Raw genomic sequence first — 13,442 nt, 5'->3', positions numbered from 1 at the left:
TAGCTCATTATTATAAATATAATTTTATAAAAGCTTTACAAAACTTATACAACCCTAGCGCTTCCCATAACACGAAAGGACATTACAACAATGACTGATGCATCCCTTTCCAGGCATATCGCACGCACCGACAGACTCATGTGGTTCCCCTTGGGCTTTGTCGTTTTTTTATGCGTCATCGTGGGTATCTTCACCCAAACCTTGCTATTGGCCCTTGTGGCGGGGGTAATGACGCTACCGTTGACGTATATCGTCCAACACCAGTGGCGCGGTCATATCGCCAATGGCTTTGTCAAAGCCGCCGTCATGATGGCCTGGTCTGCGGTATTAATCGAACAAAGCGGCGGGCTGATCGAAGCCCACTTCAGTATCTTTATCCTGCTCTCCGTCCTGATTCTCTATAGCGATTGGCGAGTCATTGCATTGGGTGGCTTGGTGATTGCGTTGCACCACGCCTTGTTTACCTGGCTTCAATACCAGGGCGTTGTCCAGCTTTATACCAGCATGGGCGATATGGAGGGCATGACCAGTGGTGGTGAAGGCTTTACGGATTTGCTCTATTGTTTGTTGATGCATGGTGGTGCTGTGGTTGTCCAGGTGATCATTCTTGGCTACTTGGCCAAGGTGCTGGAAAGCATGGTGAAAGAAGGGCTTCACGTCACCCGCTTTGCGGTCGCCGCAGGCGGAGGTAATTTGGACATGAGCTTCAGTGATAAAGAGCAGCAGCTTCCAGCCGTCGCCGCAGTGGTCAGCATGCGCGACCAGGTCGCCGAAAGCCTGCGCAAAACACAAACGGCGGCCAGCCACGTTACGGACTACAGCCAGCAGCTTTTCATTGCTCAGGAACAGTTACGGACGCAAACGGCGCGCAATAGCAGCCAAACCGAACGCATATCGACCAGCACCGCGGAACTTGCTGCGACAACGCGCGAGACAGCGGAAGAATCCCAGCAGATACGCACGCTGGCGCAGCACGCCGAAAAAATCGCGCGCCAAAACGGCGAGCAAGTTGAAGAAATGCGCGAAATGATGCACCTGCTAAATCAGCACACTGGCAACATCCATGAAATGCTCAGCGAAATTGATAACATTACGTTCCAGACCAACCTGCTGGCGCTGAATGCCTCGGTGGAAGCCGCACGTGCGGGTGAGCACGGTCTGGGCTTTGCCGTTGTGGCTAACGAAGTCCGTACGCTGTCAAAGAACACCCAAAACACGGCGTCTCGGATACGCCAGACCATCGCCAACACGACCGACCAGGTCTCGCAAGGTGTTGGCCAGACGTCCACGATTGCCGACACCACACAGTCACTTATTCAAAGTTTTGAGCAAGTGGCGATGCGCTTGACCAATATGGACAACGCTGTCCAGCAGCAGCATCAGGGCGTCGAAGAGCTCGAGCAAAGCGTTAATGAAATTTATAATGCGTTGGAGCTTTCACGCGAAGCGGTGGATAACTCGCACAGCATGGCCGAGCAGCTCTCAGCGACTGCCGACACCATGATGCAGGCAGTGAGCGGCTTCACACTCCCAGCATCTTCCTCACTGGCCAATAAACAAATGCTGATCGCACCGTCCACGGTTTAGCACCAGGCGTTTTTCCCTCTTCCTTCATCAAGAGATTTCCATTGAAGGGGCAGGAACAAAAATTTACCGTTGGAGTGATTGTCCTGCTACTTAAAGTCTATATAGTCGTCCATACTCATTAAAAATGACCTATATCTTGAAAATAGGCGAATAATAATTAATCACTGAGGTGTTTCAAATGGCGGCTCCAACCCTGCACGAAAATCCCTCAGCAAGCGTGATTCGCTCATTGCTTCAGCACACCCACGAACTGTCTATTTATTCCCATGCCATGCCTTATGCCCTGAAGGCTGAAGTTATTGAGCTGAATCTGGGTAATGGGCGAATGGTACTGGAGGTGGAATACGCTGGCTCGGATATCGAGCGCTACCTGACCAGCGATAGCCTGAGTTTTGACCTGGAGGCGTTGAAAGGACCACATGCCGTTGAGCGCGAGACTTATAGCCTCAGCAACGTCGCCGTCAAGCTGCTCAAGGCAGACAGTACGCTGTACCGCCTGGAGTGCCAACTGCCTGAATCGGTTTTCGTTCATGAAAACCGAGGCGCCGTGCGTATTCCTTTCATTCTAGGCATGCATGCCCGTGTCAACATCGAAGTGTATCTGCATGAGCTCAACGTACCGGGCAGGCTGCGTAACCTGTCTATTGGCGGTTGCATGGTCGATATCGATCTGGCCGACAGCATTGCAATCGGCGTAGGGCAAGCAATTCCCGGCATTACGCTTTCGTTTCCAAACGGCGAGAACTTTTTTACTGAAGGCAATATCCGCCATATACGCCCTTTCGGGCACCACGGTTATGCCGCCGTCGGTATTCAGTTCACCAATGTATCAACGGCCAAAAGTGAAGCCCTGTTCCATTACGTGAATGAGTCGGAAAGAGAGGCCGCCTACCGCACCGGCACCAACGACAAAATGATGTATCACTCTCCCCTGTTTATTCCCGGTACCAAGGAGAAGAGTATCCAGCATCGAGAGGCTCAGGAGAGTGAAAAGCGCTCTCATCAATCACCCATGGAACGCGGCGTCATGGACGTGTCTCATCAGCTGCAAATAGGGCTGATGTACATGAAGACCCGCCAATTTTTTCCGGCCGAGCTCTTTTACGATTGTGTCGATACCCTGCGCTATCTTGTGGAGCAGGATCGCAAGACGTTTCTATTCGCCTTGGCGCTTTTGCGTGATGAACCAGACTGGGTAAGACACGCCGTGCAGGTAACCGGCCAACTTATCGACATGCTCGTCGCCCGCGACCCGCACTCCCCAGATGTACGTGGGGCCGCCCTGGGTGCCTTGCTGCACACCATGGGCAAGCCGCTGCTGATCAGCGAACAGTTGCCATCACTCAAGGTGAATATGAACCCGGCACAGAAGGACATTCTCAGCGGCCATGTCCATCAGCTACTCGATAAGCTGCATGAACTGGACTGGACACCCAGCCCCATCTGCCGCGATGTGATCGAGAATGCCAACGAGCGCCTGGACGGCTCTGGCTACCCGGCGGGCAAGCGAGGCGAACAGCTATCGGAGACCGTGCGGCTCGTTTCAGTCATCAAGGCGATCAACAAACTGCTCCACGCTCGCAACGGCTTACCACCCCGCGCGCCCATTGACGCTTACCGTAAAGTTCACGAAGCAGGCGCCGCCTACGACAAAACCGTTCTGGTGGAATATATCCAGATCTATGGCCTGTACCCCATTGGCAGCCTGGCCAAGTTCTCGGGTGGCTTCCTCGCCTGGGTCATGGACATCAACGGCAAGGGCATGCCGAGCCAGGTTCACGTGGTCAAGAATCTGCGCTTTCCTGACACGAACATCAGCAGTGTTATCACCCAGGGGGATTTATCGCAGATTGGTAAACTAGAAGGTATCGTCAACCCTGCAGATTACGGGGTGAAGGTGTTAAAGCACTGAGTCGTGTGACGGCTAGGGCTTGGCAGGAAGGCGATCGAACATCGCCACTACGCCCAGCGCCAGCCAGCCGGTGATAAGCAAAAGCCCGCCAATGGGGGTCACGATACCCAGGTTCCAGCCCGCCAGCGCCATAAGGTAAAGAGAGCCCGAAAAGGCCGCGATGCCCAGCGCCCAGAGTGAAAGCACCCAGCGCTGCCCGGCGATTGGGATGCTTCTCCGCCATACCAATACCGCCAGCATGGCCAGCGTATGCCAGGCCTGGTAGCGCACCCCGGTTTCTACTGCACTGACCATATCAGCGCTGGTCCGCGACGCCAGTCCATGGGCAGCGTAGGCGCCCAGCAATACCAACAACGCCCCTGAAAGCGCGACCCCGAGCCACCACAGTTTATCTATTCGCTGCACCTTGCACTCCTTGTCTACCGATTTATCAGCTTTCATTGTGCAGTTTAACGCTGCCACATACCTTGAGCGGCACGAAACCGCTACAATAGACGATGTTTGGCCCTACACGTTTTGTTGCACACAATGGGACGCGCCAGTTTATGTCTACCCCTGATGAGTTAATACAGCTTACGCTCAACGGTGACCCGCACTCTCTCGCTGCGGGGGCGACGGCGGCTGACCTGGTGGAAGAACTAGGGCTCAGTGGCCGACGCATTGCCGTTGAGATCAATGAAGAAATTGTGCCCAAAAGCCAGCTTGCCGACACCCGCCTGGCCAATGGCGACCATATAGAGGTCGTCCACGCTATTGGCGGCGGCTAAAGGAACCCATGATGACGTCACTCACTGACACACCGTTTACCATTGCCGGACGCGACTTCAGCTCTCGCCTGCTGGTCGGCACCGGCAAGTACAAGGACTTCGACGAAACCGGTGCGGCCATTGCCCAAAGCGGTGCTGAAATCGTCACCTTTGCAGTGCGCCGCACCAACCTGGGTCAGGATACCGAGGCCCCCAACCTGCTGGATGTGATTTCGCCCAAGCGTTACACCCTGCTGCCCAACACCGCTGGCTGCTATACCGCCAAAGACGCCGTACGCACCTGCCGACTGGCCCGCGAACTGCTTGACGGCCATAACCTGGTCAAGCTGGAAGTGCTGGGCGATGACACCACCCTCTACCCGAATGTGGTTGAAACCCTGCAAGCCGCGGAAACGCTGCTCGCCGACGGTTTCGACGTCATGGTCTACACCAGCGACGACCCCATTGTGGCACGCGAGCTGGAAGCCATGGGCTGCTGCGCCATCATGCCGCTGGGCTCGCTGATTGGCTCCGGCCACGGCATTCAAAACCCGCACAATGTGCGCCTGATCATTGAACAAAGCCAGGTGCCGGTGCTGGTGGATGCAGGCATTGGCACTGCTTCCGATGCCGCCATGGCCATGGAGCTGGGCTGCGACGGCGTACTGCTGAACAGCGCGATTGCCCATGCCCGCGACCCGCTGCGCATGGCCAACGCCATGAAGCTTGCCGTGCAGGCAGGCCGAGACGCCTTTTTGTCAGGCCGCATGCCGCGCCGCCAGACCGCCGACCCCTCTTCGCCTTTTGCTGGCCGGATTAACGGCTGATACAGAGACACCATGACCGATACGAAAGACACCGCGCCCGAAAACGCCGACGCCCCACTGCACCGACGGGGCATTAAAAGCTATGTGATTCGCGCCGGACGCATGACACCAGCACAAACGCGGGGTTTGGAAGACGTTTGGCCACGCCTGGGGCTGACAATCGCCGACGGTCGCCAAGATCCGGACGCCCTCTTTGGCCGCCAGGCGCCTCGCGTCGTCGAGATCGGGTTCGGCATGGGCAACTCATTGATTGAGCAGGCCGAAACCCATCCGGAAACCGACTTTATCGGCATTGAAGTGCATGCCCCCGGCGTGGGCAAACTGCTCGATGAAGCGGATAAACGCGGCCTCACCAACCTGCGCGTTTACCGCGAAGACGCCCTGGCAGTATTGGAACAGTGTCTACCGGAAGGCTCACTGACCACCGTTCAGCTGTTCTTCCCTGACCCCTGGCCAAAAAAGAAGCACCACAAGCGGCGCATCGTTCAGCCTGCGTTTGTTGAGCTGATTCGCACCCGTCTTACGCCCGGCGGCACCTTTCATCTGGCCACTGACTGGGAAGCCTATGCCGAGTGGATGGCAGACGTGATGGAAAACGCCCCTGGCTACGCCAATACGGCTGGCGCTGACACCGCTCCCTACGTGCCCCGCCCGGCCTTCCGCCCGCTGACCAAGTTTGAAGCCCGCGGCGAAAAGCTCGGCCATGGGGTGTGGGATTTGATTTACCGGCGAGAAGACTAGCTGCTTGTCTTAGCCGCTACTCAAACGCCGTCATCGCAAAGCTCTCGCACTCCACCACCTTGGCATGCCAGGCCTGAAGTGTCGGAAAGCGGTTAGGCCAATCAAAGGCCGGTAAGCGAAAGCTGATATAGCAAAGCGCCACGGCAACGGTAATCGCCCCCAGCGTTCGTTCCGCATTGCCCGCCAGCACGCTGGGGTGCGCATCAAGCGTTGCCAGCGTGCGCTCGATGGCTTTCAAGCGACGGCTGCCCAATACCGTTGTATCGACCTCATGGCCATTGTGCTTGCGGCCAATCACCACATTGAACGCCGCGTCCGTCAAGCCATGGCCAAGCCCGGCCAGCGCCAGGGTTTCCGCATATGTCTTGTGTGGCAACAGTGAATCCCCTTCGCCCTGGGCATCCAAATAGAGCGCTATCAAAAGCGACTCGGTCAGCACCTCGCCATCATCGGTGACCAGCGTCGGGATGCGACTGAGCGGGGTAATCTGCAAAAGTTCGCTATCCGTCGCCCAGGGGTCACACCAGCAAAGCTCGGTACGCTCGATCAACTGCTTTTCATACAGGCAAACCCGCGCCACGCGGGCATAAGGGGAAGTCGCGTTCAGGTAGAGTTGCATGGGAGTCTCCTTGGATGGGCACGTTAACCGCAGCTTGCGTGGCTAACGTGCGCAACGCAATAGGCCAATCGGTAAAAAAAAGCGGCCCGAAGGCCGCTTAGTTGAGTGCTTACAAAACCGTCTCTTTACGATTGACAGCTTGCTGAATCAGGCTTCGCGCTTACCATCCACCAAGCGGCTGACACCCTCGGGGTTGGCATCTTGCAGGGCGTCGGGAAGCAGCGCTTCCGGCAGTGCCTGGTAGCAAACAGGGCGCAGGAAGCGATGGATCGCCGCGCTGCCCACCGAGGTCGTACGGCTATCCGATGTGGCCGGGTAAGGGCCGCCGTGAACCATGGCGTGGCACACCTCGACACCGGTCGGCCAGCCGTTGGCCAGGATACGGCCCGCTTTGCGCTCCAGGGTCGGCAGCAGCGCTTTGGCCGCGTCCACATCGCCATCATCCATTTGCAGGGTAATGGTCAACTGCCCCTCGAGCTCGGCGGCCACGCGCATCATTTCAGCCTGATCGGCGCACTCCACAACCAGCGAGCTGGCACCGAATACCTCGGCCTGCAGGGCCTCATCGGTGAGGAAGTCGGCCGCAGAGGCAACGAACAAGCCCGCGCAGCACTGGTTAGCGCCTTCGCCAACCTGACCACGCGCCACTTCGCGTACCTTGGCATGCGAGGAGAGGGCGTTAACCCCCTGCTCATAGGCCTGATGAATGCCCGGAGAGAGCATGGTCTGGCTGATACTCGCTTTAACGCCGTCGCCAGCGGCGTCGATAAAGGCGTCCAGCGCCTTGCCTTTAACAGCAATCACAAGCCCTGGATTGGTACAGAACTGACCAGCCCCCATGTTGAGAGACCCTACAAAGCCTTCGGCGATCTTCTCGCCACGCGCTTCCAGGGCCTCCGGCAGCAGGAAGACGGGGTTGATGCTGCTCATCTCGGCGTAGACCGGGATCGGCTGCGGGCGCGCCTGGGCCGTGGCCATCAGCGCCGTGCCGCCACTGCGCGAGCCGGTGAAGCCAACGGCCTGGATGCGCGGGTCATTGACCAGCGCCTGGCCGATCTCTTTACCCGAACCGAACAATAGCGAGAAGACACCATCAGGCAGGTTGCACTTGGCCACGGCGCGCTGAACGGCGCGGCCCACCAGTTCGGACGTACCGGGGTGGGCGGAGTGGCCCTTGACCACCACCGGGCAGCCAGCGGCAAGCGCTGAAGCGGTATCACCACCGGCCACGGAGAACGCCAGCGGAAAGTTTGAGGCGCCGAAAACGGCGACCGGGCCAAGACCGATATGGCGCTGGCGAAGGTCAGTCCGCGGCATGGGCGAACGGTCTGGCAGGGCCGGGTCAATGCGCACGTCGAGCCACTCACCAGCGCGTACCACGGAAGCGAACAAGCGCAACTGACCGCAGGTACGGCCGCGCTCACCTTCCAGGCGTGGGCGAGGCAGACCGGTTTCGGCCATGGCACGCTCGATGAGCTCATCGCCGATGCCTTCGATTTCGGAGGCAATGGTTTCGAGGAAGGTGGCACGCGCTTCAAGGCCGGTCTCGCGGTAGCTGGCGAAGGCGGTTTCGGCGAGTTCGCAGGCACGCTCAACTTCTGCCTTGCTACCTCCCACGTAGGTCGGCTCCATCGTCTCGCCGGTAGCGGGGTTAACCGCATGAATGTCGGCTTGATTGCCACTAACGGCTTGCTGACCGATCAGCATTTCACCACGGATCGTCATAGATTCCTCCTTAGCTTAGTTTATCGGGCGCTTTGGATGCCCGATGGTGCTACGTTTGGTCGCGATACTGGGCATACATGTTCTTGGCGCGATCAAGGTGCCGAAACATCATTTCGCGGGCTTTTTGTGCGTCACGCGACAGAATCGCCTCGATGATCTCGTCATGCTCGGCCTGAACACGCTCCAGGTAACGATCGGATGATTTAGGGTCGATTTCGATACTGAGCAGCTTGGCACGGGGAATGACACTCTTGCTCCACTGCTCGTAAAAAGATGCAAAGAAGGGGTTCTTGGTCGCCTTTGCAATCGCAAAGTGAAAAAGGTAATCCTCTTGCCGCGCCAGCCGCTTCTCGGCATGGGCTTTGATAAAGGCGTTATGCTGGGCCCTCAGCTGCTCTCGGTCGGCGTCGTCATGGCGCAGCGCCGCCAGTTCGGCCGCGGCAGGCTCCAGGGTTAACCTCAGTTCGAGCAGGTGCAGAATATCGGCCACGGTCGTCGGGTTGATATGCTGCGCGGGTCTTGGCTCCTCTGCCTTGGCCCGCAGCACTGTGGTGCCCACTCCCCGGCGCGTCTCTACCAGCCCCAGGGACTTCAGGTGGGTAATGGCCTCTCGCACCACAGTGCGGCTGACACCGAAGGAGTCGCACAAGCTGTTTTCGGTGGGCAGCTTATTGCCCACTGCCACCTTGCCCTGCACGATCAAGGCCTCCAATTGTTCGGCGACATATTGGGAGAGGCTACCCTGCTTCGCGACCTTGCTTACGTTAAGGGGAGGTTGAACCGATGTCATTTCGCTTTCCTTGACCATAAACACCTTCGCCTAAAGTATGATGATATACATCATATCAGAGCAGAGTGGCTCTTACCTCACAAGCGCAGGACGCTTGGGGTCAAACTCCCATCCTGGAATCAAGAACTGCATGGCCATGGCGTCATTGCGCTGAGTCACGTCGAGACTCTTGTAAAGCGCATGTGCCTCTTTCAGCTTCTCTTCATCCAGCTCGACGCCGAGGCCTGGCGTTTTTGGTACGGTCAGCTTGCCATCACGGATCTGGAACGGCTCTTTGGTGATGCGTTGGCCATCCTGCCAGATCCAGTGGGTATCGATGGCGGTAATCTCGCCAGGGCAGGCGGCCGCTACGTGGGTCATCATCGCCAGGGAAATGTCGAAGTGGTTGTTGCTATGCGAGCCCCAGGTCATGCCCCACTCGTTGCACAGCTCGCCGACCATCACAGCGCCCTGCATGGTCCAGAAATGGCAGTCCGCCAGCGGAATGTCGACGGAATTAAGCTGCACGGCATACTGTAATTGCTTGAAGTCGGTCGCGATCATGTTGGTTGCTGTAGGCAGACCGGTGCGCTTTTTGAACTCGGCCATGGTCTCGCGACCGGAGTAACCCTCTTCCTGACCGCAGGGGTCTTCCGCATAGCTTAGCAGGTGCTTGATCGGATCGAGCACGCGTACCGCTTCGTCGAGCTTCCAGGCGCCGTTGGGGTCGAGGGTCAAACGCGCTTCCGGGAAAGCTTCGTGGAGCGCTCGAATGCAGTCGGCCTCTTCCTCGCCGCGCAGTACGCCGCCCTTGAGCTTGAAGTCCTTGAAGCCGTAGCGATCATAGGCGGCCTTTGCCAGGTTAGCGATGGCGTCTGGCGTGAGCGCCTCTTTGTAGCGCACCTCGTCCCAGGCATCCTTGGGATTCTCGGCCTTGGGGTACGGCAGGTCCGTCTTTGCAGGGTCACCCAGCAGAAAGAGATACCCAAGCGCTTCGACTTCATCGCGCTGGCGCCCGTACTGCCCCAGCAAATCTGCCACCGGCATACCCAGCGCCTGACCGAACAGGTCGAACAATGCCGATTCAATAGCGGTAATAACGTGAACCGCAACGCGTAGATCGAAGGTCTGACGGCCACGCTCTTCACGCCCATTTTGGGCCAGGATATGGCGCGCCTGGTTCAGTGTCTGCTTGACGTTGTTGACTTGCGAGCCTTCAACAAGGGAGCGGCACTGCTCCAACCCCTTGATGATACCGTCGCTGGACGGGATTTCCCCGACCCCTTTATTGCCAGCGTCATCTTCTAGAATCAGCACGCAGCGGATGAACCAGGGGGCATGGCCGCCGCTCAGGTTGAGCAAAAAACCATCGTAGCCAGCCACCGGCACAACACGCATCGTCTTGATAGAAGGAAACATGCACTTTTACCTCTTAAAGCATTGATACTGCGAAATAACGGCCTACTGAGATCCGGTCATTAAGGCTGGTTTAAAAAGGACTAGGTCGTTATGAATGCCTAACCAGTCATTAGCTCAGTCAGCTCTTGATAGAGTTCAGCCGGAATTTCGACGCCTTCAAGCTGGCTGCGACGCCTTGCTTCGTGACGACGCTGTGACGGTAGGCGAGCTCCCTGATCGATAATCCCTTCGAACAGTACCTCGGCCTGGGCCAGGCGCGCCTCTGCCTCAGGACCAAGCAGACGAGCAGGATCTATCGCCAATATAAACTCACCGTGTTGCGGCCCCCCTTCTCGGCTGCCATCCGCTGGGCGTGTTTGGTGCCCTAACTGATCGCCAATCAACGGCCCGGCAAGTAACTCGATCATGATCGATAACGCAGAGCCTTTATGGCCGCCAAACGGCAGCAATGCCCCGGCGAGCGCGTCCGTTGGGTCGGTGGTTGGCTGACCTTTATTATCCAGCGCCCAACCCGCAGGAAGTGATTTTCCGGCTCGGCGATGAAGCTCGATTTCACCCCTGGCAGCCACGCTGGTAGCAAAATCGAACGTAAAGGGCGGGCCCTCGGGCCGTGGCCATGAGAAGGCAACCGGGTTCGTCCCCAACAACGGTGAATCCCCACCTGCAGGCGCAACGTAGGCGTGGCTCGGTGTCATCGCCAAGCTCACCAAGCCTTGCTCAGCCAATGCTTCCACCTCTGGCCACAGCGCCGAAAAATGAAACGCATTATTGATAGCCAGTATCGCCACACCGCTTGCACGCGCTTTTTCTACTAAGAGCCGACGCCCGTGTTCGAACGCCAACAGTGAAGACCCTCTTTTAGCATCAACCCGGACCACGCTAGGTGCCTGATCAATGATTTCGGGAACAACGTGTGGTTCAACACCTCCCTGTTTTAAGGTGCGCACGCAATCGAGGAGCCGATATAAGCCATGTGAGTGGCACTCGTCACGTTGAGCAGCCACCACGCTGCGCGCAATCGCCTGAGCGTGAGCAGCTGCAAACCCATGACGCTCGAGAAGATTGACGCTCAAGGTCCAGGCCTCCTCAAGCGAGAGCTTCGCCGTTTTTTGCATATCCATTCCTAGCCTAGTTGCCCGTCATTTTTAGGCATCATCAGGGTGACCAGCGGCGACGAACTTGCCACCCTGATACACAACCGCCGGATCATCCGGATCCTGAGCAGGCTGTTGGTTGATTTTACCGCGCCATGGTTCGGAACTGTCCTTCGGCACCCAACCCAGAAAAGACACCTTGCTGTTATCCCACCATGATTCATGGTTGGCGGATGCACCATAGATGATGGTGTTACCTAGCTTGGGCGCGACAAAGGCGCGTTCAAGTAGGCTCATAAAGTCTTCGACACTCATCCAGGTAGTCATCATTCGCGCGTCGGCAGGCTCAGGGAAACATGAGCCAATGCGTACACTCAGGGTTTCAATATTGAACTTGTGGAAATACAGGCTGGCCAGGTCTTCGCCAAAGCACTTAGAGACACCGTATAGAGAATCAGGGCGGTGCGCAGCGTCGGTATCAAGTCGTGTGGTGCGTGGATAAAAGCCGATGGCATGGTTAGAGCTGGCAAATACAATACGTGGCTTGCCCTGCTTTCTTGCCGCCTCATAAAGATGGTAAGTGCCCATGATGTTGGCGTTGAGAATGGCCTCCCAAGGGCTTTCTACCGACATGCCGCCTAAATGAATAATACCATCACAGCCGTCTACCAATGCGTTAACTGCCTGCGGGTCAGATAAATCGGCCTGCACGACTTCTTCGTGCGCATCGGCAGCACCCAAATCTGCAATATCTGAAAGCCTTACCCGTTTGGCTAGTGTTGCCAGATGAGGGCGCAAGCTACTGCCTAAACCACCCGCGGCGCCGGTCACTAAAAGACGTTCGAGCATGTTGTTCTCCTTGAATGAAATAATAAATCACAGCATAAAACTGCGATAAATCCTCTAAAATCCATAAAGGTAGGCCGGGTTTTCGGCCAATATCTTTTGCCGGACAGGCTCGCTTGCCCAGGGCAAAAGAACATCGAGCTGCTCGGCATCGTCGGGATACTGCTCGCGGGGTACCCCTACATGCGGCCAGTTGCTACCCCAGATGATGCGCTCAGGTGCATGGGCGATAACCCGCTTGGCAATCGCCCCGATATCCTCATAATGGGGGCCTCCGGTGACACTCGCCTCATAGCCTGCACAAATCTTGAACCACGCATTGCCACGGTCCAGAAGACGCAGGATCTCATCGACACGGCGGTCGTCAGCAGGCACCGGTGGCATGAACTTGCCAATATGGTCGATGATGTAATCGCTTTCGATCTGACGCAGGCCATCCAGGTAATCGTCAAGGTGAACGCCATTGAATTGCACCATTAAGTGCCACCCGAACGGGCGAATAAGGCGCTCCACCGCGTGCATCTTCTCGGTTGTTACCGCCCCACCGGGCAAGTTCATAATGCGCGCACCACGAACCCCCGCTGCATGCCACTCCTCAAGCTTATGTACGGGTGTATCAGGGCTTACCACGGCAACGCCTCGTGCCACATTTGCTCCAAGGGTTTTCAAGCTTTCAAGCAAAGCGCCATTATCAAACTGGTAAGCATTCGGCTGTGTCACCACAACGCGCTCAAGGCCCAACCGCTTTTGTACGCGCCGATAGTGCTCTACGGTGGCAAGCTCTGGTATTTGAGGACCGCCGGGCTGTGCCTCATAACCCGGGAGATAAAGATGGATATGGCAGTCGGTTGCCCCCGGCGGCGTCGCTAACGCTGGCTGAGGGCCGTCGAGGGGGCGTGTATTATCTGGAATGAGGGCCAACTTACACCTCCTTCATGGCATAGGTTTCAAGTGCCTGACGATCAATCTCGATGCCCAACCCTGGGCCGTCGGGTATTTTCACAATGCCTTGGTGGTGTTCAATCGGGGTTTTCACCACGGCTTGCCGGAAAGGGTTTTCCGTACGGTCAAATTCGAGAATGGGTGGGCGTGGCTCTCGCCGCGGCGGGTTCGGTAATAATGCCGCCATAAATTGCAGGCTGGCGGCAATACAAACC

14 protein-coding genes are annotated in these 13,442 nt (G+C 57.2%); 5 read left to right on the top strand and 9 right to left on the bottom strand.

Annotated features, from left to right (window positions below; all coding sequences use genetic code 11):
- Positions 1-90 precede the first annotated feature (90 nt).
- Entirely contained in the window at positions 91-1,587 is a 1,497-nt protein-coding gene (locus ADS46_RS13060; protein WP_066320796.1) for a methyl-accepting chemotaxis protein, read from the top strand.
- Between the two features lie 178 nt (positions 1,588-1,765).
- On the top strand, positions 1,766-3,499 hold the full coding sequence (locus tag ADS46_RS13055; protein ID WP_066320795.1) for an HD domain-containing phosphohydrolase: 1,734 nt from the start codon (positions 1,766-1,768) through the stop codon (positions 3,497-3,499).
- 12 nt (positions 3,500-3,511) lie between these two features.
- On the opposite strand, the gene ADS46_RS13050 is transcribed toward ADS46_RS13055, so the two are convergent.
- Complete coding sequence (locus ADS46_RS13050) at positions 3,512-3,904, bottom strand: DUF423 domain-containing protein (RefSeq protein ID WP_066320794.1); 393 nt, start codon at positions 3,902-3,904, stop codon at positions 3,512-3,514.
- Between the two features lie 140 nt (positions 3,905-4,044).
- Between ADS46_RS13050 and thiS the strand changes: the two genes are divergently transcribed.
- From thiS to trmB, 3 genes are read left to right on the top strand one after another with little or no spacing between them, the layout of a single operon-like run.
- Positions 4,045-4,266 carry a sulfur carrier protein ThiS gene (gene thiS / locus ADS46_RS13045; RefSeq protein ID WP_066320971.1) on the top strand — a complete coding sequence of 74 codons (222 nt, stop codon included), beginning with the start codon at positions 4,045-4,047 and terminating at the stop codon, positions 4,264-4,266.
- A gap of 11 nt (positions 4,267-4,277) precedes the next feature.
- Positions 4,278-5,072, top strand: a complete 795-nt coding sequence (locus ADS46_RS13040; protein ID WP_066320789.1) for a thiazole synthase — start codon at positions 4,278-4,280, stop codon at positions 5,070-5,072.
- 12 nt (positions 5,073-5,084) lie between these two features.
- The gene (gene trmB / locus ADS46_RS13035; protein WP_066320788.1) at positions 5,085-5,813 is read left to right on the top strand and encodes a tRNA (guanosine(46)-N7)-methyltransferase TrmB; all 729 of its coding nucleotides are present in this window, start codon (positions 5,085-5,087) and stop codon (positions 5,811-5,813) included.
- A gap of 16 nt (positions 5,814-5,829) precedes the next feature.
- On the opposite strand, the gene ADS46_RS13030 is transcribed toward trmB, so the two are convergent.
- From ADS46_RS13030 to ADS46_RS12995, 8 genes are all read right to left on the bottom strand, one after another.
- A complete protein-coding gene (locus ADS46_RS13030) occupies positions 5,830-6,432 on the bottom strand; it encodes a glutathione S-transferase family protein (protein WP_066320786.1) in 603 nt (200 codons plus the stop codon).
- A 147-nt stretch (positions 6,433-6,579) separates the two neighbouring features.
- The gene (locus tag ADS46_RS13025) at positions 6,580-8,157 is read right to left on the bottom strand and encodes an aldehyde dehydrogenase (NADP(+)) (protein WP_066320785.1); all 1,578 of its coding nucleotides are present in this window, start codon (positions 8,155-8,157) and stop codon (positions 6,580-6,582) included.
- A 49-nt stretch (positions 8,158-8,206) separates the two neighbouring features.
- On the bottom strand, positions 8,207-8,947 hold the full coding sequence (locus tag ADS46_RS13020) for a FadR/GntR family transcriptional regulator (RefSeq protein WP_234346834.1): 741 nt from the start codon (positions 8,945-8,947) through the stop codon (positions 8,207-8,209).
- 72 nt (positions 8,948-9,019) lie between these two features.
- The gene (locus ADS46_RS13015; RefSeq protein ID WP_066320782.1) at positions 9,020-10,345 is read right to left on the bottom strand and encodes an enolase C-terminal domain-like protein; all 1,326 of its coding nucleotides are present in this window, start codon (positions 10,343-10,345) and stop codon (positions 9,020-9,022) included.
- Positions 10,346-10,443: 98 nt separating this feature from the next.
- A complete protein-coding gene (locus ADS46_RS13010; RefSeq protein ID WP_066320781.1) occupies positions 10,444-11,460 on the bottom strand; it encodes an Ldh family oxidoreductase in 1,017 nt (338 codons plus the stop codon).
- A 30-nt stretch (positions 11,461-11,490) separates the two neighbouring features.
- Entirely contained in the window at positions 11,491-12,288 is a 798-nt protein-coding gene (locus tag ADS46_RS13005; protein ID WP_066320779.1) for an NAD-dependent epimerase/dehydratase family protein, read from the bottom strand.
- Between the two features lie 54 nt (positions 12,289-12,342).
- Positions 12,343-13,206 (bottom strand): amidohydrolase family protein, encoded by an 864-nt coding sequence (locus ADS46_RS13000; protein ID WP_066320778.1) that lies wholly within the window; start codon positions 13,204-13,206, stop codon positions 12,343-12,345.
- Position 13,207: 1 nt separating this feature from the next.
- Positions 13,208-13,442: enolase C-terminal domain-like protein (locus tag ADS46_RS12995; RefSeq protein ID WP_324611689.1), on the bottom strand; the 235-nt coding region annotated here is incomplete at its 5' end.

Origin of the sequence: Halomonas sp. G11 (assembly GCF_001663515.1) — a bacterium.
GTDB lineage: Bacteria > Pseudomonadota > Gammaproteobacteria > Pseudomonadales > Halomonadaceae > Vreelandella.
This window is presented reverse-complemented; position numbering and strand designations above follow the sequence as displayed.